Annotated in this window: 22 protein-coding genes; 12 read left to right on the top strand and 10 right to left on the bottom strand. The window is 41.1% G+C overall.

What is annotated here, in order from left to right; all coding sequences use genetic code 11:
• Genes P2W72_RS02050 through P2W72_RS02035 form a run of 4 tightly spaced genes read left to right on the top strand, consistent with a single transcriptional unit; the run spans position 1 to position 4,266 of the window.
• On the top strand, positions 1 to 1,059 hold the full coding sequence (locus tag P2W72_RS02050; protein WP_276359210.1) for a M20 family metallo-hydrolase: 1,059 nt from the start codon (positions 1 to 3) through the stop codon (positions 1,057 to 1,059).
• A complete protein-coding gene (locus tag P2W72_RS02045; RefSeq protein ID WP_276359209.1) occupies positions 1,059 to 1,652 on the top strand; it encodes a GNAT family protein in 594 nt (197 codons plus the stop codon). The genes P2W72_RS02050 and P2W72_RS02045 overlap by 1 nt, the downstream gene beginning before the upstream one ends.
• Entirely contained in the window at positions 1,649 to 2,983 is a 1,335-nt protein-coding gene (gene argH / locus P2W72_RS02040) for an argininosuccinate lyase (protein ID WP_276359208.1), read from the top strand. Before P2W72_RS02045 ends, argH begins: the two co-directional genes overlap by 4 nt.
• 26 nt (positions 2,984 to 3,009) lie before the next feature.
• Positions 3,010 to 4,266, top strand: a complete 1,257-nt coding sequence (locus tag P2W72_RS02035; RefSeq protein ID WP_276359206.1) for an aminotransferase class I/II-fold pyridoxal phosphate-dependent enzyme — start codon at positions 3,010 to 3,012, stop codon at positions 4,264 to 4,266.
• Positions 4,267 to 4,384: 118 nt separating this feature from the next.
• Here the strand turns inward: P2W72_RS02035 and P2W72_RS02030 are convergent, their stop codons facing one another.
• Positions 4,385 to 5,656: a DUF6600 domain-containing protein gene (locus P2W72_RS02030; protein WP_276359205.1), complete on the bottom strand. Its 1,272-nt coding sequence runs from the start codon at positions 5,654 to 5,656 to the stop codon at positions 4,385 to 4,387.
• Between the two features lie 238 nt (positions 5,657 to 5,894).
• Between P2W72_RS02030 and P2W72_RS02025 the strand changes: the two genes are divergently transcribed.
• Complete coding sequence (locus tag P2W72_RS02025; RefSeq protein ID WP_276359204.1) at positions 5,895 to 6,605, top strand: SAM-dependent methyltransferase; 711 nt, start codon at positions 5,895 to 5,897, stop codon at positions 6,603 to 6,605.
• Between the two features lie 89 nt (positions 6,606 to 6,694).
• Here the strand turns inward: P2W72_RS02025 and P2W72_RS02020 are convergent, their stop codons facing one another.
• The 4 genes from P2W72_RS02020 to P2W72_RS02005 form a co-directional block, all read right to left on the bottom strand.
• Positions 6,695 to 7,297 (bottom strand): tRNA-(ms[2]io[6]A)-hydroxylase, encoded by a 603-nt coding sequence (locus tag P2W72_RS02020; RefSeq protein WP_276359203.1) that lies wholly within the window; start codon positions 7,295 to 7,297, stop codon positions 6,695 to 6,697.
• Positions 7,298 to 7,357: 60 nt separating this feature from the next.
• Positions 7,358 to 7,930, bottom strand: a complete 573-nt coding sequence (gene nadD, locus P2W72_RS02015; protein WP_276359202.1) for a nicotinate (nicotinamide) nucleotide adenylyltransferase — start codon at positions 7,928 to 7,930, stop codon at positions 7,358 to 7,360.
• A 16-nt stretch (positions 7,931 to 7,946) separates the two neighbouring features.
• A complete protein-coding gene (gmk, locus tag P2W72_RS02010; protein WP_276359201.1) occupies positions 7,947 to 8,528 on the bottom strand; it encodes a guanylate kinase in 582 nt (193 codons plus the stop codon).
• Positions 8,529 to 8,604: 76 nt separating this feature from the next.
• Complete coding sequence (locus P2W72_RS02005) at positions 8,605 to 9,480, bottom strand: YicC/YloC family endoribonuclease (protein ID WP_276359200.1); 876 nt, start codon at positions 9,478 to 9,480, stop codon at positions 8,605 to 8,607.
• A gap of 108 nt (positions 9,481 to 9,588) precedes the next feature.
• Here P2W72_RS02005 and P2W72_RS02000 point away from each other — a divergent pair, with 108 nt between their 5' ends.
• Positions 9,589 to 10,362 (top strand): hypothetical protein, encoded by a 774-nt coding sequence (locus P2W72_RS02000; protein WP_276359199.1) that lies wholly within the window; start codon positions 9,589 to 9,591, stop codon positions 10,360 to 10,362.
• Between the two features lies 1 nt (position 10,363).
• On the opposite strand, the gene P2W72_RS01995 is transcribed toward P2W72_RS02000, so the two are convergent.
• The 5 genes from P2W72_RS01995 to P2W72_RS01975 all read right to left on the bottom strand — a co-directional run bounded on the left by P2W72_RS01995 (position 10,364) and on the right by P2W72_RS01975 (position 15,100).
• A complete protein-coding gene (locus tag P2W72_RS01995; RefSeq protein ID WP_276359198.1) occupies positions 10,364 to 11,032 on the bottom strand; it encodes a lysophospholipid acyltransferase family protein in 669 nt (222 codons plus the stop codon).
• A 71-nt stretch (positions 11,033 to 11,103) separates the two neighbouring features.
• Entirely contained in the window at positions 11,104 to 12,777 is a 1,674-nt protein-coding gene (locus P2W72_RS01990; protein ID WP_276359197.1) for a glycosyltransferase family 39 protein, read from the bottom strand.
• Positions 12,778 to 12,779: 2 nt separating this feature from the next.
• Complete coding sequence (gene rnc / locus P2W72_RS01985) at positions 12,780 to 13,508, bottom strand: ribonuclease III (protein ID WP_276359196.1); 729 nt, start codon at positions 13,506 to 13,508, stop codon at positions 12,780 to 12,782.
• 80 nt (positions 13,509 to 13,588) lie between these two features.
• Positions 13,589 to 14,842, bottom strand: coding sequence for a beta-ketoacyl-ACP synthase II (gene fabF / locus P2W72_RS01980; protein WP_276359195.1), 1,254 nt, complete (start codon positions 14,840 to 14,842; stop codon positions 13,589 to 13,591).
• Positions 14,843 to 14,863: 21 nt separating this feature from the next.
• Entirely contained in the window at positions 14,864 to 15,100 is a 237-nt protein-coding gene (locus P2W72_RS01975; RefSeq protein WP_008508386.1) for an acyl carrier protein, read from the bottom strand.
• A 147-nt stretch (positions 15,101 to 15,247) separates the two neighbouring features.
• On the opposite strand from P2W72_RS01975, the gene P2W72_RS01970 reads away from it, so the two are divergent.
• The 6 genes from P2W72_RS01970 to P2W72_RS01945 form a co-directional block, all read left to right on the top strand.
• On the top strand, positions 15,248 to 15,667 hold the full coding sequence (locus P2W72_RS01970) for an IPExxxVDY family protein (RefSeq protein ID WP_276359194.1): 420 nt from the start codon (positions 15,248 to 15,250) through the stop codon (positions 15,665 to 15,667).
• A 66-nt stretch (positions 15,668 to 15,733) separates the two neighbouring features.
• Positions 15,734 to 17,164 carry a pyruvate kinase gene (gene pyk, locus P2W72_RS01965; protein ID WP_276359193.1) on the top strand — a complete coding sequence of 477 codons (1,431 nt, stop codon included), beginning with the start codon at positions 15,734 to 15,736 and terminating at the stop codon, positions 17,162 to 17,164.
• 324 nt (positions 17,165 to 17,488) lie between these two features.
• Positions 17,489 to 20,806, top strand: a complete 3,318-nt coding sequence (locus P2W72_RS01960) for a vitamin B12-dependent ribonucleotide reductase (protein WP_276359192.1) — start codon at positions 17,489 to 17,491, stop codon at positions 20,804 to 20,806.
• A gap of 230 nt (positions 20,807 to 21,036) precedes the next feature.
• A complete protein-coding gene (locus tag P2W72_RS01955; protein WP_276359191.1) occupies positions 21,037 to 22,053 on the top strand; it encodes a hypothetical protein in 1,017 nt (338 codons plus the stop codon).
• A gap of 192 nt (positions 22,054 to 22,245) precedes the next feature.
• A complete protein-coding gene (locus tag P2W72_RS01950; protein WP_276359190.1) occupies positions 22,246 to 22,824 on the top strand; it encodes a class I SAM-dependent methyltransferase in 579 nt (192 codons plus the stop codon).
• A 97-nt stretch (positions 22,825 to 22,921) separates the two neighbouring features.
• A partial coding sequence (locus P2W72_RS01945; protein ID WP_276359189.1) for a sterol desaturase family protein occupies positions 22,922 to 23,451 on the top strand: 530 nt, incomplete at its 3' end.

The following is a 23,451-nucleotide window of genomic DNA, read 5'->3' as shown; positions in this document are numbered from 1 at the left end:
ATGACCGATACACTGTTTCAAGACAGTCTTGACCTTCTGTGTAAGCTGATCAGTATTCCCTCCTTCAGTAAGGAAGAAGAAAATACTGCGGCGGCAATTGAACTCTTTTTGAAGGAGCATGGTATTGAAACTCACAGAAAGCTGAATAATGTATGGGCTTTCAATAAGCATTACGATGCTTCGAAACCTACTATTCTCTTGAATTCGCATCATGATACGGTGAAGCCGAATTCAGGATATACGCGTGATCCATTTTCAGCAGATATTGAAGAAGGCAAACTTTACGGACTCGGGAGCAATGATGCAGGGGGATGTCTGGTGGCATTAATTGCCGTCTTCAGGCACTTTTACGATAAAAAGGCACTTAAATATAACTTATGCCTGGCAGCAACTGCAGAAGAAGAAATATCAGGGAAGAACGGAATTGAACTGATTATTCCAGAATTGGGGCCACTTGATTTTGCCATTGTAGGCGAGCCTACCCTGATGGATCTGGCTATTGCTGAAAGAGGTTTAATGGTGCTTGATTGTGTGGCACATGGAAAGGCTGGTCATGCGGCACGTGAGGAGGGTGAGAATGCCATTTATAAGGCAATTAAGGATATTGAATGGTTCAGAACTTATGAATTTGCCAAGAAATCAGCGCTGTTTGGCCCGATAAAAATGAGTGTAACGGTTATTGAAGCCGGCTCTCAGCACAATGTGGTACCGGCTATCTGTAAGTTTACAGTGGATGTACGTGTAACTGATGCCTATCGAAATGAGGAAGTACTGAAGATTATCTCTAATCATGTTAGCTGTGATGTAAATCCACGATCAACCCGTCTGAAGCCATCGTCTATACCACTTGATCATCCGATTGTGAAGGCAGGCATTGCTATGGGAAGAAAGACCTATGGTTCACCAACAACCAGCGATCAGGCCTTATTGGATATTACTTCCCTGAAGATTGGACCTGGTGATTCGGCACGTTCACATATGGCAGACGAGTTTGTTTTTGTGGATGAGATCAAAGAAGGGATTGAACTCTATATCAAATTAATTTCGGAGATCTGTTGATGGAAAGAGACCTGAATATTCATCTGGAGAGTGAACGGGCATTGTTACGTCCGCTTACATTGGAAGACGAATCTGAATTGCAGGAAGTGGCGGATGATGATGCTTTGTGGATCTATGGATTAACAGACCTCTCGCAGCCCGGTGAATTGAAGAAATATATTCTTGATGCTCTTGCCGACCGTGAGCAGGGTATTGCGGCAGTGTGGACGATAATAGATAAACGTACAAATAAGGTAGCAGGTTGTACCCGCCTTGCTGAAATATCCTGGAAAGATGAACGCGGTCAGATTGGATGGACCTGGATTGGAAGAGATTTTCAGGGTAGCGGACTGAACAGGGAAATGAAATTCCTGATCTTAAGCTATGGCTTTGAGAAGCTGGGATTGAACCGCATAGAATTTAAAGCAGACGAACGCAATCATCAGTCGAGGCAGGCATTGCTGGGTATTGGTGCAAGCCGTGAAGGTGTATTACGCGAACATATGAAGATCCATAACGGATATATCAGGAATACAGTGTTTTACAGTATTCTGAAATCTGAATGGGATACCATTAAAGAACAATATTTTACAAATTTTACTTCAAACTTATGAGTAAGCTCTGGCAAAAAGACAAAGGAACAGAACAGTCGGTAGAGAAGTTTACTGTTGGAAATGATCGTGAGCTGGATAATCAGCTTGCCGCATTTGATGTGCTCGGATCGCTGGCTCATACGCGCATGCTGGAGAGCATTGGTTTGATGGAGAAGCAGGATCTTGATCAGGTGCAGGCCGGACTGAAACAGATATTTAAAGAGGTTCAGGAAGGCAAGTTCAGTATTGAGCCTGATGTGGAGGATGTGCACTCACAGGTTGAGTTATTACTGACCCGTCGTATCGGTGATGCCGGGAAGAAGATCCATAGCGGACGTTCAAGAAATGATCAGGTTCTGGTGGATCTGAAGTTATTCTTCCGTAGCGAAATACAGCATTTGGTCAGAAATACTGATATTTTATTTACTCAACTGATTGCACAAAGCGAAGAGCATAAAGATAAATTACTTCCGGGCTATACACATTTACAGATCGCCATGCCTTCTTCATTTGGATTATGGTTCGGTGCTTATGCCGAAAGCCTTGCTGATGATATGGAGCTGATGCTGGCCGCCTGGAAGATCTGTAATAAAAATCCACTGGGTTCGGCTGCAGGATACGGCTCATCCTTCCCTCTGAACCGTACCATGACCACCGAATTGTTGGGTTTTGAAGATCTCAATTATAATGTGGTTTATGCACAAATGGGACGTGGTAAGACAGAAAGGATTCTGGCTCAGGCGATGTCGGCTGTTGCTGCTACATTGGCGAAACTGGCTATGGATGCCTGTTTATTCATCAATCAGAACTTTGCATTTATCAGCTTTCCGGATGAACTGACCACCGGATCGAGCATCATGCCGCATAAGAAAAATCCGGATGTGTTTGAGCTGGTCAGAGCAAGGTGCAATAAGATTCAGGCCCTGCCGAATGAGATTGCTTTGATGACCACCAACCTGCCATCAGGCTATCACCGTGATCTGCAATTGCTGAAAGAAAATCTGTTTCCGGCATTCAAATCATTGAATGAATGCCTTGAAATGACTTCTTTCATGCTTCAGTCGATTCGCATTAAAGAAGATATCCTGAAGGATGAAAAATATGCTTATTTGTTCAGCGTTGATGCGGTAAATGCAGAGGTAATCAATGGGATGCCTTTCCGTGAAGCGTATAGGAAGGTTGGAATTGAAATTGAAAGGGGTGAGTTTAAGGCACCGGCAAGTGTGAAGCATACGCATGAAGGCAGTATAGGAAATCTTTGCAATGAGCGGATAAATGCCTCATTCAGAGAGATTTTGTCGGGATTCAGATTTGAAAAAGTAGAGAGTGCGATTGAAAAATTGCTTAGCTAAAGAAGATAAAAATACGATCAGATACAATGAACATTTCAAAATTAGCGAGTACCCTTGAGGGCTCCGAGATCATAAAAATTGCCGGAGAGATTAATGAGTTGAAACGTAAAGGGGAGCAGATTGCTAACCTCACAATCGGTGATTTTGATTCCAATATTTTCCCTATTCCTGATGAATTGAAGGATGGAATTGTAGAGGCATACCGCGATAATCAAACCAATTATCCTCCGGCAGATGGAGTTGCAGTTTTAAGAGAGAATGTTTCTTCATTTTTAAAGGAGCGTTTCAAACTGGAATATAAAACCAATCAGATCCTGGTAGCAGGAGGTTCCCGTCCACTGATCTATGGAACATATATGGCTCTGGTAGATCCCGGAGATAAGGTGATTTATCCTACTCCATCCTGGAATAATAATCACTATTGCAGGTTCAGCGGGGCAACTCAGGTTCCTGTAAAAACTTCTGCAGAAAATAACTTCATGCCTACGGCTGATGATATCAGGCCGCATGTAAAGGGAGCAACCTTACTGGCTTTGTGTTCTCCTCTGAATCCGACAGGAACTATGTTCTCCAAAAAGGATCTGGAGGAGATATGTGATCTGGTAATTGAAGAAAATAAATGTCGTGCTGCTGATGAAAAGCCATTGTACATTATGTATGATCAGATCTATTCTCTTCTGACATTCGGAGAACAGTTTCATTATGATCCGGTAAGTTTAAGGCCTGAGCTGAAAGACCGCGTGATTTATATCGATGGTATTTCCAAATGTCTGGCAGCAACAGGTGTTCGTGTAGGATGGGCTTTTGGTCCGGAGCACGTGATTGAGCAGATGAAAACCATTGTTGGTCATGTCGGAGCCTGGGCACCGAAGCCTGAGCAAATGGCTACAGCGAAATTTCTTACTCAGCCTGTTGAGTTAAATAACTACCTGAGTACTTTTAAGGGAAAGGTTCAGCGTAGTCTGGATGCACTTTATCAGGGAATAATCCAAATGAAGGCGGATGGCTTTGCTGTTGATGCAGTCAATCCGATGGGTGCCATCTATCTTACCGTTAAGGTAGATTATATCGGGAAGAAAACCCCTGAAGGTAAGATATTGCAAAATAGTGCTGATGTGAACTTCTATCTCATCAAGGAAGCTAAAATAGGTATTGTTCCGTTTTCTGCTTTTGGTACTGACAGCGGCGTGAACTGGTTCAGAGCTTCAGTGGGTGCATGTTCGCTTGAGGATATTCAGCAGATGATCCCCAGAATGCGGGATGCACTAAGCAAATTGAAATAAAAAACGAGGCTGCCTCAAGAGCAAAAACTAATAAAAAACGGCAATTTTCATATCGAAAATTGCCGTTTTAGGTGCATCTAAGGTCTGCACAAAAATTACTTTTGCGACAGCATCTTTTTTATTGTACTCTTGAAGGCCTTCCCTGACTGCGGCCATTTCCATTTCCCTGCTCCTTGCTGCTGCTTTCCCTGTTCTCAGAGTTATTTCCCTGACGGCTGCTTTCCGGTGCCTGATGAGGAGCTGATTGCTGAGCTCTTGCAGGTCTTTCTTCCCTTCTTACAGGTGCTGACTGTCCCTGATTCTGACGCTCATATACCGGTTCCTGACTTCTTCTCACTTCCTGGTTATCCCAGCTTCTTGAAGAACGTTGTGATGATGCAGGAGGCTGATTAGTGCCCGAACGTTCAAGTTCTTTTGTATCAGGTCTTCCCTGAATTCCATTATTCCCTCTACCTGTTACAGAACCTCTGTTTTCATTGTTGTCATAAGTACGTTCTGGTCTTGTATTTTGAGAAGGATAAGACCTTTGTTGCGGACGTTCAAGCTCTTTTGTATCAGGTCTGTTCTGAATTCCATTATTCCCTCTACCTGTTACAGAACCTCTGTTTTCATTGTTGTCATAGGTCCGTTCCGGTCTTGGATTCTGAGAAGGATAAGATCTTTGTTCCGGACGACGGTCAACTTCAGGTCTGCCATTAGTTCTTCCATACCGATTATCCCTGTAATCACGTACATCATGGATTTTCACCGGCTGATTTGTTACTCTTCTGATTTCTTCAACTCTTGGTCCGGTGTAATACCTGTATCTGTTGTGTACATAGGTATTATTGATGATTACAGTATTATGATAGATATTCACGTTTCTGTATCGGTCGTATCGCGGATATCTGTATGAGTAAATAGATCTGTCTGGTACGAAAACCCAGTAAAAGTCGGGGATTCGTGGTCCGATATTGATACTGATTGATACACCCGGACCAAGCGGCGCCCATCCGTAATAGCCCCCACCTCTTCTCCAGCTAACCCATGCAGGTCCCCATCTGGTGTCAGGGATCCATAACCAGCCTTTGCGATTATGGAAGACCCAGCGCCCGTAGTGGAATGGAGCCCATCCCCAATCATAATTGGACACCCAGGTGTTTCCATATTGTGTCATTTCCCAGTGTCCGTTTGTATAATATGGTCTGAATTCGTCCTGATCTACATCCGGACGCCAGACATATCCATACTGAGGGTCATTAATCCAGACCCCATAAGGAGAAAGTTCTTCATAAAATGTTTCCAGTGAAACATCATCATCATACTGCGCCTTTGACTGACCCGGCAGCATAAGGCTTAGTATTAAAATGAGACCAGGCAGATAGTTTCGGAATTTAAGTTTCGTTTCCATGGCTCTAAAATTTAATTTGTTTGTATTTATTATCATGAGTATAAAATTCTGCCAAAGGTTGTATTGTAATAGATTTATTACGATGGCTTGTTTATAATCCTGTTAAAAATATGGCAAGTGTTGTGCCATGGCAATTTGTCATCGTATTAAGATGAGAAATAGGGTATTCCTGCTATTGCCGGCCCTGCTCATACGGGCTATTGTATAGAATTTGCTTATTTTGTCCAAAAAACAGAACATGTCTTTAGGTTCCTTATACCTTATTCCGGTGCCATTGGCTGAGCAGGCCTCTGCAAAATCATTCACCCCTTATCTGGTAGAAACAATCAATCAGATAGATGAATATATTGTGGAAAACAGTAAAACAGCACGAAAGTTTCTGAAGGAAGCAGGTCTTAAAACTCCACAGAATGAGCTTATTATCCATGATTATGGCAAACATAACCGTGACGGAGATACCCGTGATTTTTTCAAAGGATTGCTGGCAGGTAAAAATGTGGGTTTAATGAGTGAGGCCGGTTGTCCGGGTGTTGCCGATCCCGGTGCTGATATCGTTGCCCTTGCCCACGAAAAAGGAATCAGGGTTATTCCTCTGGTGGGGCCGAGTTCAATACTTCTGGCATTGATGGCTTCGGGTTTCAGCGGACAAAGTTTTGCTTTTCATGGTTATCTGCCTATTGATAAAGTGCAGCGGGCAAATAAGATCAGGGAGTTGGAATCAATTGCTGAGCGGCATCATCAGACACAGCTTTTTATTGAAACCCCTTTTCGCAACAATACCATGCTGGAGGAAATATTAAGATCTTGCAAGGCTGAAACCAGGTTATGTATCGCCTGCGACCTGACAGCTGAAACAGAATTTGTACAAACTAAACGGATCAGGGAATGGAAATTAAAAGTTCCTGATTTGCATAAGCGGCCTACTATATTCCTTTTGTACGGAAAATAACCCGTGGAAACAAAGCTGCTTTTCTCCGATTCGATTATTCACGGGTTACGCTACTTCTTGTAGTTTTGGAATTGGTATTTTATAGAGAATTATCCATGAATTGTTTCCGATTTTCCGTAGTTCTGAATCACTTTTGCTTCGTATCCCAGATACTCATTCCATCGCTTATCCACATCAATATCTTCTGCGTATTTGCGGGCTAATTTGATGAACATGGTATAATGTCCGGCTTCGCTGATCATCAGCTCATGGTAAAATGCAGAAAGTTCTTCATCCTTGATATGTTCTGACATTACTTTGAATCGTTCACAGCTGCGCGCTTCAATCATGGCTGAGAACAGTAAACGGTCAATCAGTTGTGCATGGCGGCTTCCTCCTTTGATCATAAACTGCATCAGCTCATTCACGTAATGATCTTTTCGTTCGCGGCCTAATACATAGCCGCGGGCAATAATCAGGTCGTGTACACGTTTAAAATGATCCATTTCCTCCTGTACCAGCATAGCCATTTCCTGTACCAGATCAGAAAGGTTCGGATTCTGAACGATCAGCGTAATGGCATTACTGGCCGCTTTCTGCTCGCAAAAAGCATGGTCAGTCAGAATTTCTTCAATATTGCTTTCCACAACGTTTTTTACCCAGAGAGGATCGGTTGGGAGTTTTAGTTTTAGAATTGTTGATTCTTTGGACATTTTTTTTATTTTAACCCTGTCAGCGTTAACGCTGACAGCCTATAAAAACCGGATACAGGTTTATTTGTATAGATTCTTCCCCTCAATAAATTTCAGAACCTTATCAGGAACGAAATACTGGACATTTTTTTTAGCCTTTACCGCATTCCTGATAAAGGTGGCAGATAATTCCATCAAAGGAGTTTCGGTAAAGCTGATCGACGGATGATCTTTAAAATCGTGCTTATCATATCCCGGACGGGGATAAATATGGATGTGATAATCGCGAAGGATCAGTTCATAATTCTTCCATTTCTTCAGTGAAAGGAGATTGTCTGAACCCATGATCAGGCTGAATTCGTGTTCAGGATATTTTTCATGCAGATATGTCAGGGTGTCAATGGTATAGGAAGGCTGCGGAAGTTTGAGCTCTGCATCACTGACCCGGATGTTCATTGCGTCTTCGGTTGCCAGCCTGGCCATTTCAAGACGATCGTACATATTAATCAGGTCGCTTTTCTCTTTCAGTGGGTTATGCGGAGATACCACCAGCCAAACCTGCTGCAGATCGGTATGATTTGCCATATAGTTGGCAATGATCATATGACCAGTATGAATTGGGTTAAATGAGCCGAAAAATAATCCTACTTTCATATTTGGTTGCCGGAATTTACAACAGAATATCAGTTTTTGACAGAAAATCAGAGACTAACTGCTCTGCTTCCTTACAGGCGGTTTCCAGTTCAAAATTTTTCAGGATAACATCGAACTTATCGGCATATTTCAATTCTTTATCTGCCTTTCTGATTCTCTCGGCAAGTTTTTCGGGTAAATCAGTCCCTCTTCCGGTCAGCCTTTCAATCAGCACTTCGAGTGATGGGGGCTGAACAAAAATTGCCAGAGCCTGCTCTCCGTATTTTCTTTTCAGGTGCAGGCCACCCTCCACATCGATATCAAATATTACATGTTTACCCTGAGCCCAGATACGCTCAATTTCAGAACGCAGTGTGCCGTAAAATGTGCCGTTATATACCTCTTCAAACTCAACAAATTCCTTCTGGGCAATTTTATGCAGAAAGCTTTCCTGACTGATGAAGTAGTAGTCCTGTCCATGCACCTCTTCGCCGCGCTGTTCACGGGTAGTAGCTGAAATAGAGAATGACAGGTTAGGGAAAGTCTTCAGCAGATGGTGTACAATGGTAGTCTTGCCTGCTCCTGAAGGTGCTGAAAATATGATGAGTTTACCTTTCAATTGAGAATTAAAAATTAAGAATTAAAAATTTGATTTATTGCTAATTTTTTTTTATAAGTTATTGTAAATTAGAGATTTATAATACGTTTAATAATTGTTCCTTTATTTTTTCGAGTTCTTCTTTCATGCCAACAACAATCTGCTGCATTTTGGCATCGTTGGCTTTTGAACCCATGGTATTAATCTCGCGCCCGATTTCCTGAGAGATAAAGCCTAATTTTTTACCGTTTGCATCTTTATCGTTAAGTGCTGCTATGAAGTAGTCGCAATGACTTTTCAAACGGATTTTCTCCTCGGTGATGTCCAGTTTGTCGATAAAATAGATCAGCTCCTGCTCAAAGCGGTTGTGGTCAATATTCTCTTTGCCGACGGCATCTTCCAGAAACTGATTCAGACGATCTTTAATAGACGGAATGCGCAACGGTTCCTGCTCAGAAACAAGCCTCATGCCTTCCAGTATATTGCTGATACGCAGGATCAGGTCCTGCTTAAGTACTGTTCCCTCATCCCGGCGAAAGTTCTGGAAGTTTGTTAAAGCCTGTTCAAAGGTCGAGTGAAGTGCTTTCCATTCATCCTCACTGGCTTCGTCTGCGGCATACTGAACAACTTCAGGGAAGTTCAGGGCCATCTGCAACAGATTGCTTCCTGAATCACCCAATGAATCGGCAGATGCTTTCAGCTGTTCAAAATAATGTTTCAGCAAATCCTGATTGATTACAGATGTCTTCTGTGTGGATTCAGCATATTCAATATTAATGCTGATGCTAACCTTCCCTCTTTCAATCTGTTTGGTACATTCATTCCTTAACAGGAATTCCTTGTCTGAAAATGATTTAGGGATTTTCAGAGAAAGCTCCAGAAACTTGCTGTTCAGAGATTTGATCTCTACCGTGTACTTTGCACGGGCATAATCATTGGCAGCCAAGCCATAACCGGTCATGGATTTTATCATTTTGTAAAGATAAGATTTAATTGGAAACCTGATTAATAAGGCTTTTAACATAATTTAAGATAAACCATTGCCTGCTTTTGTTAATTTTGATTCTACAGAAATGCTCAGATGAAACCAGGTTTATCTTTTTTTTGCCTTGCCCTTCAGATGCTGCTATTCTGCAGTTTTTCTGCCCATGCTCAGGAAAGCTTAGTCAGAGGGCTGGTTATAGAAAGTAAGGGTGCGCTAAAGATTTCGGGTGTAACAGTTCTCAACAGAAAGGCAGATCTTAAAACCCAGACCAATGACTTTGGTTTATTCAATATTCAGGCTTCAAAAGGTGATACTCTACGCTTCATGAAAGAAGGGTATACAGATCAGGCAGTGATTTTATACAATCTTTCAGATCTGGTAATCCGCTTGCAACCTGTAATCCGTCTGGAAGAAGTCAGGATTGAGGCTCAGACAAAAAAGCAGGAATTGCAGGAAGTCCGAGATCAGTACAGGAAAAAGGGTTCGTATTTTGCCGGGAAACCCCCATTGCTTTCCTACATTTTTATGCCGCTGACAGCAATTTATGAACTGATTGGAAAAACGCCTGCACAAGCTCGCCGTTTTAATTCTTTTTATAACAGAGAACTACAGCAAACTGAGATTGACCGCCGTTTTAATGCTGGTTTTGTGGAACGAATAAGCGGACTTGCAGCTGAAGATCTGAAGAATTTTATGATTTTATATCGTCCTGATTATCAGCAATTTCAGTATTGGGATGAATATTCACTGATCAGATATATAAAATTATCGGCTCAGAGTTTCAATCAGGAAGGCCGTCCTAAAGCTATTTTGGGTTTGCCTCCGTTACCTAAAGCTCCCGACCTTTCAGAAAAGAACCTGAAATATTAGATCAGCCTTTATTAATCATCTCTTCCATCTTTGTCCTGACCCGGATTTTCAAAGCTTCAAGATCATCTGCCTGTAGTCCCTGTACCTGCACCGGTTCGCTAAAAACGCAGGTGATCAGACCTGGCTTAATGGCCAGCGGGTTTGATCTGGGAAACAGTTTCCGTGCATTCAATATTACCATCGGAACAATATCAGTTTGTGTTTCAATTGCCATCCGGAATGCGCCATCGTAAAAATCAGTCAATACTTCATTCGTACGGTTCATCGTTCCTTCAGGAAATATCAGAATGGATTGCCCTTCTGCCAGATCAGTTTTGAGTTCTTCCACACAACGTGCACGGCTCTCTTTACTTTTACGGTCAATCAGAACCACAACTCTTTTGTAGATCAGTCCGAAGATAGGAGTCTTAACCATTTCTATCTTTCCAAGTGGTTTAAAAGAACCTGCAATGGCTATAACCACCGCAATAGCATCCAGATAAGAGTTATGATTGCATACATAGATATATGCTTTATCGGTTTTATTTCTGCTTACAGTACGCACCGGGTAAAAACAGAGTATGGAAAATATCCGGGCCCAGACTTTCAAAAAGAAGAAGATTGAATCCTGTGCTTTTTTACCCTTTAACAGTACAGAAAGTATCAGAATAAATGGTAATACCAGGATCATGGCAGTTATAAACACAAAAAAGCTCCAACAAAGAAAAAAGACTGCAGCTATTTTTTTTATTGCCCCGGGCATTATCTGATGTATTTATATAGAATATACCATTGATCCTGCTTGTTGAGGCGGTTGTTGAAACGGTAATATATCCGGATCGAATCAGGCTTGGTAAATTTATTTTCTGTCTGATCTTTACTATCATCAAGCCTGATATAAAAACCTTTTTCGTTTTCGTCCCGGGTATACTTTACTATCTTTCCGGTAAATCTCGACAAGTAAAACGAAGTTTGAAAGGCCATATAAGTTGGTTCCTCCCTTTCATATCTGGTAAAATACATGCCTGCAAATTTTACATCATCCACTTTATGTTCAGGTATACCACTAAGGTAAATATCTTCTTTACCAATAATCTCAGACATTTTCATGGCATCAGCTTTATAGGGATCGTGCTCTTTTTTTGTTGGGAGTATGATCATGTCAAATCCTGTTCGCGCTATCAGAATGAACATAACTGCTGCCAGTATCCAGTCTGCATTGGATTTCAGTTTACTGAAGTATAATCCTGCCGCAACACATAGTCCCGGTGTGAGGCATAGTATGATGTATACCCATGAATCCTGTCTGATTATTCCGAAAACGGCTATTCCAGCTAATCCTGCACTTACAGTGATTCCGATAAACAGATAAAAATACTTTATCCATTTTTTATTGCCTGCCGGAGTTTTTTCATGAACTGCGAAGGCTAGCAGAGAGTAGATGAACGGAAAAAACATGTACAGATAACGTTCTCTTGTTCCCGGCGACAGGAAGTAGAGTAAACCGTTAGCCAGGCAGAACCAGAGACTAAATTTGAGGAATGGATTTTCGTTTAAAATGCTTTTCCAGTTTGTATTTATTGTCAGTAAAAACAACAGGAACCAGGGTGCTGAAATTTTGATGAGCTGAACCGGAAAATTCAGAAAATGCCTCAGGTTATCCATCAGGCTTGATTCCATTCCGGTTCTTGAAAATGTTTCGGTAAACAAACGTGCAAGATAGGGCCCGGCATCATGGTATCCTGAATACAGGTAAAAATATCCTCCTCCACCGGCGATCAGCAGCAGTATCCCTGCAAAATGCCAGAAAGAGAATAGCCTTTTGAAGTCTTTATTCAGGGTAAATATGACTAAAAGTGTAATTGCCTGAAAAAAAAGTGACGGTATACCTTTGGTGAGTACCCCGGCGGCGGTCAGCAGGTAAGAATAAATGAACAATGAATGCCATTTTTTCTGCTGATAGAAATGAAAGATCAGGATTGCCTGAAGGTGAACAATCAGAGCATAGAACAGATCAATCTCTCCCAGCAATGAAAAATAGAACAGGATATCTGCACTTGTCAGGTAAAACAGAGCAGAAAACAATGCAGCCTGTTTGCCGATATAGTTTTTACTGATCCGGTAATGTATAAATGCAGTTGCAAAAAGCGATAATATGGAAGGCAGTCTGATAACCCATTCAGCCTTACCAAGAATTGCAACGAAACCGATCAGTATCCAGTTATAAAATGGTGGTTTGTTGTAATAAAGTTCGCCGTTCGTCGTGGGAACTATCCAATTGTCGGCCAAAAGCATTTCAAGTGCTACCAAAGCTCTTCTTGGTTCCTCAAAGATCAGCTGATAGGAGTTCAGACGGAGGAAATAAGCAAGAGGGATTAGAATGAAAATGGCTGTCAGCAGGTTTTTCTGATAAGATTTTGCTGCGCTGTTTTCCATTTTTAAATCTTTAAGAACTCGCAGGCTTTTTCAGCTGCCAGTTTTTCAGCATTCTTTTTATTATAATCTCTTCCGATAGCACAACTTTCGCCATCTACATTCACCTGGATCGTGAATAGTTTAGAGTTTTCGCCCTCTTCGTTTGGAATTATTTCAAAGGTAATATCTTTTCCGTGACGCTGGCACCATTCAATTAGCTTGCTCTTGAAATTAGTTTCGGTAAGCTCAAGCGTATGGATATCAATATGTGGTTTGATGATACGGTTAAGAAGAAAATTTCGGGTAAAATTATAATCCTTATCCATATAAACAGCTCCGATCATAGCTTCAAAAGTATCTCCCAGAAGTGAACCCTGCTTGCTGTTATGGTTCAGCAGTTTATTATCAAACTCAATGTGCTCATCAATGCCCAGTTTTTTTGCCAGTTGATTCAGGTTGGATCGGCTTACAATTTTTGAGCGCATCTCAGTCAGAAAGCCTTCATCCTTATAGGGATACATTTTAAAAAGCAGCTCAGCTACAACGGATCCCAAAATAGCATCACCAAGAAATTCAAGCCTTTCATTACTGTTTTTGGCTCCGTTCTTTATCGGAACAGCAACAGAGCGGTGTCTGAATGCCATGCGGTAGAGCCTGATATTGCCCGGAACAAAACCTAAGAGGTTCTCCAGAGATCTGATATACTTGCGGTTAGGCGAAAAATAAAGCTTATAGATTCTGAAAAACGGCATTAATTACTGTTACTCAAGTGAATAGAAACTAATATACAGGTTTAATGTATCCGGAAAGGGAAAATTTGCAGCTAATAAGCTCAGGCCTGATATTTTTTGAAGATAACAGAAGCATTATGTCCGCCAAAACCAAATGTATTACTTAATGCAGCATTTACCGTACGTTTCTGAGCCTTGTTAAATGTAAAATTTAATCTTGGATCAAAACCCGGATCATCAGTGAAATGGTTTATTGTTGGAGGAATAATGTCATTCTTAACGGCAAGAATTGCAGCAATTGCTTCTACAGCTCCGGCAGCACCCAGAAGATGACCGGTCATAGATTTTGTAGAACTGATATTCAGTTTGAATGCATCTTCCTGGAAAAGGTGAAGAATAGCCTTTACTTCGCTGATATCCCCAAGAGGAGTAGAGGTACCATGAACGTTGATATAATCAATATCCGAAGGCTTTAAACCCGCATCTCTCATCGCATTGGTCATAACCAGTTTAGCTCCAAGTCCTTCAGGATGTGGTGCAGTGATATGATTTGCATCAGCACTCATGCCGCCACCAACTATTTCAGCATAGATCTTTGCTCCGCGTGCTTTTGCATGCTCAAGCTCTTCAAGAATGATACTTCCTGCACCTTCGCCTGCCACAAAACCATCACGGTCTTTGTCGAATGGGCGTGACGCAGTAGCAGGATCGTCATTTCTGGTCGAAAGTGCATGCATCGCATTAAAGCCACCCATACCTGCCTCATTAATAATAGCCTCAGAACCTCCTGAAACAATTACATCAGCCATCCCCAAGCGGAGATAGTTGAATGCATCGATCAGTGCATTGGTTGAAGAAGCACATGCAGAAACAGTCGAAAAATTCGGGCCGCGCAAACCATGCCGGATTGAAATATGACCCGGAGCGATGTCCAGAATCATTTTTGGAATGAAGAATGGATTGAAACGGGGCGTTCCGTCTCCATTGGCAAAGTTTACAACTTCATCGGTAAAAGTTTTTAAACCTCCGATTCCCGAACCCCAGATTACACCAATACGGTTTGTATCCAGATTAGGGAAGTCTAAACCTGCGTCTTTAATAGCCTCATCAGATGCAACAATTGCATAATGAACAAAAGGATCAAGTTTACGTACCTCTTTTTTGTCCATAAATTCTTCAGGATTGAAGTTTTTAACTTCGCACGCGAATTTTGTACGGAATTTTTCAGTATCGTAATGAGTTATAGGAGCGGCGCCGCTTACCCCATTGATTAAACTATTCCAGAATTCCGGAAGAGTATTACCGATTGGAGTAAGCGCACCTAATCCTGTAACAACAACTCTTTTAAGCTCCATTTATGATGAGGATATCGTAAATTACTTTACGTTCTTTTCTAAATAAGCGATAGCTTGACCTACAGTACCGATAGTTTCAGCCTGGTCATCAGGGATAGCCACGTTGAACTCCTTCTCAAACTCCATGATTAATTCCACGGTGTCTAATGAATCGGCACCAAGATCATTGGTGAAAGATGCCTCTGGTGTAACTTCACTTTCGTCAACACCTAATTTTTCAACGATAATTGCTTTAACTCTTGAAGCGATATCAGACATGGTTTTTTAATTTAATTGTTAAATAATTCTGTGCAAAGAAAAATAAATTCTATCAATTTTCAAACCTTTTTGTTTTTCGCAATTTAATATCCAACAATTTGGGGCTTAAAGCATATTACTTTTGTAATTTTGTACAGGAGATAGAAATTGAATAAAACTACATTAAAATTTGAACTTGATCTTGACTTTGTGCTGGTTGCCATAACTACGCAGCTTAAAGATTATATGTTCTGTTTTAAGCTTAACAGGCAGCTGGGGACTGATTTTTGCAAGATAGCAGATCTCGAATTGCCCTTTGATACAACCGGGGATCCTTTCTATTTCAGCAGATATGTTTATCTGCCTCCTGAATCTGAAACGGAGTTGTATATTCTCGCAAATAAAGGCTCCGAGGGTTTTTTAATACCTGAAATGAAAAAAGTGGATTTCTTTTTATTAATCAGGAATTATATTGATGATGAAGACCTCAGGCAGCTTATTAATGGTATAAACAGGATTCCGGAAGTGCTGGTAGCAGCCGAAGTAGATCCTAAAAAATTGAAATCCAAAGAAAATCTCATATTTTAGCCCTGTCTACATGGTGTATAAAGTACACGTATGAGGACAGGAATCAATCTAAATAAACGAAAGCAGATGAAAACGGTTCACAACAGAACTAAAATTGTTGCCACATTAGGCCCGGCCTCTTCAAAGAAAGAAGTCTTGTTGAACATGATCAAGGCCGGTGTTGATGTTTGCAGGCTCAATTTTTCACACGGAGATCATGCAGACCATCAAAAAGTCATTGATATTATTCGTGATATAAATAAGAAGTATAAAACCAACGTAGGTATTCTGGCGGATCTTCAGGGTCCGAAGATTCGTATCGGGCTGGTGAAAGATGGCGGAGTTAACCTTGCCAGCGGACACAAAATCGAAATCACCACTAAAGAACTTGTTGGTGATGAGAAGCAGATCTATATAACCTATCAGAGTTTCCCAAGCGATGTGCGTTCCGGAGAAATCATCCTTCTGGATGATGGTAAGATCCAGATGCGTGTATTAAGTACCAATAATAAAGATACTGTTCAATGCGAAGTACTTTATGGCGGAGTTCTTACATCACGTAAAGGAGTAAATCTGCCCAATACCAAGGTGTCTATTCCGAGTTTAACAGAAGAAGATCTTACCAATCTGGAGTTTGCCCTGAAAAATGATGTGGAATGGATAGGTTTATCATTTGTAAGATCGGCTGATGATATCATAGAACTGAAGAGGATTATTGCCAGAAGCGATAAATCGGCAAGGGTTATTGCCAAAATCGAGAAGCCGGAGGCAATTGATAATATCAATGAGATTATTGAAGCAACAGATGGTGTGATGGTTGCCCGTGGAGACCTGGGGGTTGAAATGCCTATGGAGCAGGTTCCTTTGCTTCAGAAAATGATTGCCAGAAAATGCCGTGCTGCCTCAAAACCTGTAATTGTTGCTACTCAGATGCTTGAAAGCATGATCACTTCCCCGCGCCCTACGCGTGCTGAGGTGAATGATGTGGCCAATTCGGTGCTTGACGGAGCGGATGCTGTGATGCTGAGTGGCGAGACCTCAGTCGGAGAATATCCACTGATTGTTATTGAAACTATGAATAAGATTGTAAGGAACGTTGAAGAGAACGATTATCCTTTCAATGCTCATAAAGACCTGAATGAGAATTCTGCTACATATATGGGAGATGCGGTTTGCGGATCAGCAGTATTCCTGGCAGAAAAAACGAATGCTGTAGGAATTATTTCAATGACTTCTTCGGGATATACGGCATTTGAAATTTCAAGCTATCGTCCAAAAGCGGCTACTTTTATTTTTACAAGTAATCGTAAGCTTTTAAATACCTTAAGTCTTTTATGGGGAGTACGCGGGTTCTTCTACGATAAATTTGAGAGTACCGACAAAACTTTCCGTGATGTGAATCAGATACTGAAAGCCGAGAAGCTTGTTGAGCCTGGTAATGTGGTCATCAATACTGCAGCAATTCCGATTGAGAAAAAAGGTAAAACCAATATGATCAAGGTTACTATAGTTGAATAACTTTGAAATACTTTTCGTGCATTTTTGATGCCTGGAAGATCTTATAATATTCTGTGAAAAGCCGGCAAAAAAAGCCGGCTTTTCTGTGTGTATTCAGGTGTAATAAAAATAGTATAAAAATGGTCTTTTTTTGAGTTTTCCACATAGCTAACTCGCTTTAATCCATGGCATTAATGCCTATTTAAGTGCTGAGGCTATGATACACTAACAAGCTGTGGAAAACTCACATTCTATAAAAATGTCCTCAACTGATAGATTTGATTAAAAACCCCCAAACATTTTTTTTAGGGTAACTGACTCAATTACAACGTTAAATTTTTCAATATGGGCAAAGCTTCTACAAACACAGCAGCAAAAGGAACCGGAAAAGGTCTCGGATTCCAAAGATATTTCACCAAAGAGGGTGTAAATGTGTACGATCTCTTCAAGTATGAAAAGCGTACCTCGGTGATACGTAATCCCGCAGGTGATGCGGTATTCGAAATGAAGAATGTAGAAGTGCCCGAAAGCTGGAGTCAGGTTGCTACTGATATTCTTGCGCAGAAATATTTTCGTAAGGCAGGAGTACCACAGCCCGACGGAACAACATCATCTGAAAACAGCATTAAGCAGGTTGCCCACCGTATGGCTAATTGCTGGAAAGTTTGGGGAGAACGTTATAATTATTTCAAAAGCAAGGAAGATGCTGATATTTTCTATGATGAGCTGGTTTATACCATTGTAGGACAGTTGGCTGCACCTAACTCACCGCAATGGTTCAATACCGGATTACACAGTTCTTACGGCATTACAGGTAAGCCTCAGGGTCACTACTTCGTAAATCCGGATACAGATAAACTGGAGAAATCAACCTCAGCATACGAGCGCCCTCAGCCTCATGCCTGCTTCATCCTTTCTGTAAATGATGATCTGGTAAATGATGGCGGTATCATGGACCTTTGGGTTAGAGAGGCAAGAATCTTTAAATACGGTTCAGGAGTTGGAACTAACTTCTCAGCTATCCGCGGAGAAAGTGAAAAATTATCAGGCGGCGGTTATTCATCGGGCCTGATGTCATTCCTGAAGATTGGCGACCGTGCTGCCGGAGCAATCAAATCAGGCGGTACAACCCGCCGTGCGGCTAAAATGGTATGTCTGGATCTTGATCATCCGGAGATTGAAGGCTTTGTGAACTGGAAAGTTGAAGAAGAGAAAAAAGTAGCAGCATTGATTGCGGCAGGATATTCTTCCGATTATGAAGGCGAAGCTTACCGTACGGTTTCAGGGCAGAATTCAAATAACTCTGTTCGTGTACCAAACACATTCTTCAAAGCTCTTGAGGAAGGTGGAAACTGGGATCTGATTGGACGAATCAGTGGTCAGCCGGTAAAATCTATTTCTGCCGAGAAATTATGGCAGGATATTGCTTTTGCCGCATGGGCTTGTGCCGATCCGGGTATTCAGTATGATACTACCATCAACGAATGGCATACCTGCCCTGAAGGCGGACGTATAAACGCTTCGAACCCATGTTCAGAGTATATGTTCCTTGATAATACTGCCTGTAACCTGGCTTCAATCAATCTGGCTCATTTCTTCGATGCCGATACTCTTGTATTTGATGTAAAAGGCTTTGAGCATGCATGCCGTGTATGGACAGTAGTACTTGAGATCTCTGTGTTAATGGCACAGTTTCCATCTAAAGAGGTGGCACAATTATCTTATGATTACCGTACTCTTGGTTTAGGGTATGCCAACCTTGGTTCTATGCTGATGGTTGCAGGTATTCCTTACGACAGCGATAAAGCCCGTGCAATTGGTGGTGCGATTACAGCGATTATGACCGGTACTGCTTATGCTACTTCTGCTGAAATGGCAAAAGAGCTGGGTACTTTCAAGAAATACAATGAAAATAAGAAGCATATGATGCGTGTAATGCGTAATCACCGTTATGCTGCTTATAATAATGATTCTTATGAGGGACTTGAAATAGCACCTCGCGGAATTGACCCTAAATACTGTCCTGATTATTTATTGTCAGCGGCATGCAATGCATGGGATAAGGCCGTTGAACTGGGTGAGAAACATGGATACCGTAATGCTCAAACTACAGTGATTGCTCCAACCGGAACAATCGGCTTGGTTATGGATTGCGATACAACCGGTATCGAGCCTGATTTTGCACTGGTTAAATTCAAGAAATTATCAGGTGGTGGTTATTTTAAGATCATCAATCAGGGTGTTCCTGCTGCATTGCGTAATCAGGGCTACAAAGAGCATGAGATTGAAGCGATTGTTAACTATGCAAAAGGAGCTGCAACTTTACAGGGTGCGCCACATATTAACTTCGACAGCCTTGCAGCTAAAGGATTTACTCAGGATGAACTGGAGAAAATCGATAAATCGCTGCTTGCAGCCTTCGAAATTGGTTTCGTATTCAATCAGTGGAGCCTTGGCGAAGAGTGCTTAAACCGTTTAGGGTTCAAGTCTGAGCAGTATTCTTCACCGGATTTCAATTTGCTTCGCGCTATTGGGTTTAGTCGCCAGCAAATTGCTGAAGCTAATGAATATATCTGTGGTACTATGACTGTAGAGGGTGCTCCTTACCTGAAGGAAGAGCATTTACCGATCTTCGATTGCGCTAACAAATGCGGTCAGAAAGGAGAGCGTTATATCCATGCACACGGCCACATCAAAATGATGGCAGCTGCACAGCCATTCCTTTCAGGTGCAATCTCAAAAACCATCAACCTGCCAAATGAGGCAACGGTTGATGAGATTAAAGATTGTTATGAATTATCATGGAAACTGGCGCTGAAGGCAAATGCACTTTATCGTGATGGTTGTAAATTATCTCAGCCGCTTTCTACTAAATCATCAGACAGCAAGGAAGATAAGCTTGATACTGTAGAAGAGGTGCTTGGCCAGGCTGCAAATGTTAAACTGAGCGATCTTACCGCTGATCAGGTACTGGAAGCCGCAAGAGCAATTCTTGAGCGTTCAACCGATACCAAGTTCAAGCGTCAGTTATCTTCTGTTGTGGAGCGTAAAAACCTGCCTGGTAAGCGTGGCGGTTTTACTCAGAAAGCTGCAGTTGGCGGACAAACCTTATTCGTTCGTACCGGAGAGTATGAAGACGGAACATTGGGAGAAATCTTCGTGGATATGCACAAAGAAGGCGCAACCTTCCGCTCACTGATGAACTGTTTCGCAATTGCTGTTTCAGTAGGTTTACAGTACGGTGTGCCATTGGAAGAGTTTGTTGATAAATTTACTTTCACCCGTTTTGAACCATCAGGTATGGTTAGCGGACATGATAATATCAAGAGCGCGACTTCTATCATCGACTATATCTTCAGAATGCTGGGCTATGAATACCTGAACCGTACTGATCTGGTTCATGTCATGACTGAGCAGAAAGCTATTCTGGGTAATCCTCAGATGTCTGACGATGATGTGAATACAGATACAACAAATACATTCGTTGAAGCTTCTGTTACTGTTTCAACCACTACCTCAAGTCTGAAGCTGAAGCCTGTTCTGGATATCTCAGGTGGCGGTCAGTCTGATGCTCCGGCATGCGGTAATTGCGGGCATATTATGGTAAGATCAGGTACTTGTTACAAATGTCTGAACTGCGGTACTCAGGGAGGATGTAGTTAATGTCAATTACGAATTAAAAATTAAAAATTACGAATTGGCGATACGAAAAGAGCCTTTTGTTCTTTTGAGATTTGAAGCCCTGCCGGAAATGGCGGGGCTTTTTTACGACAGCAGGATTGAGTGCAAAATAGTTAAGATGTTGATAATCTGTGATTAAACGGGTAGATTCGTTTAAATACGGAAAGGATTGCAGCAATCGATATGTTATGTACAATAGCTAAAAAGACAACATGGCAACAATAGAACAACAAAAACAACTTGTAGAGCAGTTAAAAAACAAACTTCAACAGTTTTTAACTATACCAATTGACCAACTGACGAGAGAGCCACAACTTGGGCAACAGCTAAGTTTTAAAAGTGCAGAAGGATTATTCGTCATAATTATTGAACTATTCAAGAGAGTGAACACTGTTGAACTTTTAGATGTGCCATACAACATTTTAAATGGTTTTAACGGCCAACTTGACCATGCAATAAGTGTCTTTGACCAAATAAAATCTTTCAATCCTGCAACAAATAACCCAGTAAATCAAAGAAATAGCTTAATAGCACAACTTGAAAACCAATATGAATCATATTACTCTACAGCAATTCCAATATTGACAACAGGTTTATTAAATTCAAACGACCTTTCATTAGAACGTACTAAACTCAATGACGCATTAGCGGAATTGGAGAAAGAAAAAGAGAAAACCAGGAAAGAATCGGAGAAATATTTAACAGAAATAAAAGATGTTCTTGACAAAGCAAGACAAGCTGCTGTCGAAGTTGGAGTAGCCCAACACAACATGATTTTTAAAGAAGAAGCAAGTGAACATAAGAAACTTTCAGAAAATTGGCTCAAATGGACAATTTGGGTTCTTGTTGCAATAACATTAGTCGGAATCGGGCTTCTTTTTATAAAACCATCAGACGAGGGGACACACTTTTTAATTCATTTTACAATAACCAAAATAGTTATATTGACAGTTATGTTTTATGCACTTGCGATCTGTACAAGAAATTACAAAGCACACAAACATAATTCAATATTGAATAAGCATAGGCAAAATGCACTAAATACTTTCGAGACATTTTCAAAAGCAGCAGGAACAGATACTCAGACAAAAAATGCTGTATTACTTGAGGCAACTCATACTATTTTTTCAAACCAGCAAACGGGCTATTTGAACCAAGACGGAGAAAGTGACTCACCAAATAGGATTATAGAAATTATTAAAAACTCTACATCAAAAGGACAAGAATAAAAGCTACTGTACATAACAGGCGTTTGGCTCAATGGCGGGTGAAGTGGTTAATTGAACATTCTACTTTGCATCAACTTTTGTAGTTTATTGACAGTTTTGTGCTCCGAAATCCGCCACTGCGCCAAGCGCCAAACCGTTGATGGCAACCGCAAGAAAAGAAACGTTCAAATTATCAGACGAAATAAATAAACAATGACAGACGGAATTTATCAACCAGTACCTGACTCCTATTTTGACATCGACAATGCAACAAAGGAAAATGGCTTTACAATGCCCTCCGATATTTTAACGTGCTCCTTGTTGCGAACACTTGCAACTTCAAAACCAGCAGGCAAATTCCTTGAACTTGGGACAGGAACTGGACTTTCAACATCTTGGATACTTGATGGAATGGATAATGATTCAACTATCATATCATTAGATAATGATGAAACCCTTTTACAGATTGCTAGAACATTTCTTGGACAAGACAAGCGATTAGATTTAGTTCAATCAGATGGAGAGGAATGGATTAAATCTAACAAAGGACAAAAATTTGATTACATTTTTGCAGACACTTGGCATGGCAAATATCTTCTTTTAGACGAAGTTTTGGAGATGATAAGCAAGGGTGGCTTTTATATTGTTGATGATATGCTCCCACAACCAAATTGGCCAGAAGGACATCAAGAAAAAGCCATCAATTTTGTGAAATATTTGGAGAACAGAAGTGATTTAGTTGTAACAAAACAACATTGGGCAACAGGAATAATTATTGCAGTAAAGAAATGATTTTTCGCTGCTGGCCCCGCTCGTGCCGATTAAGAAATGTTCAGCACCAAATCTCAGTCAGGCCATAATTTCCAAACAAAATTTCAATCTTTGCAGCGTGGAAAAGTATGTCAAAGTAATAATGGATGGCTATACAGGCTATGCGAATTACTTTATAAATGAAATTCTGAACCCGGGCTGGCATAACTATTTTTACTGGCTGATTGCTGCCTCAGTACTTATTTATCTGGCAGAAATTGCCTTTCCATGGCGCAAAAATCAGGTCCTCATTCGTGATCATTTCTGGCTCGATATCTTTTACCTGTTCTGGAATTACTTTCTCTTTTCCCTCCTGGTTTACAACGCTCTTTCGATGGTAGCCGTGCAGGCTTTTAGCGATTTTCTGAGCTTATTTGGCATAAATAATCTGGTTGCCATTCAGGTCGGGAACCTGCCGGGATGGGTGCAATTGCTCATTATCTTTGTTTTACGCGATTTTATGCAGTGGAATATTCACCGCATGTACCACCATGTTAACTGGATGTGGGAATTTCATAAAGTGCATCATAGTACCAAAGAAATGGGTTTTGCTGCTTTACTTCGCTACCATTGGATGGAAAACATCATCTACCGCACGCTTGAGTATAT

The organism is Daejeonella sp. H1SJ63 (assembly GCF_029360775.1).
In the GTDB taxonomy this organism is placed as follows: domain Bacteria; phylum Bacteroidota; class Bacteroidia; order Sphingobacteriales; family Sphingobacteriaceae; genus Daejeonella.
The sequence above is the reverse complement of the archived record's forward strand: the minus strand, read 5'-3'. Positions and strand labels throughout refer to the sequence as shown.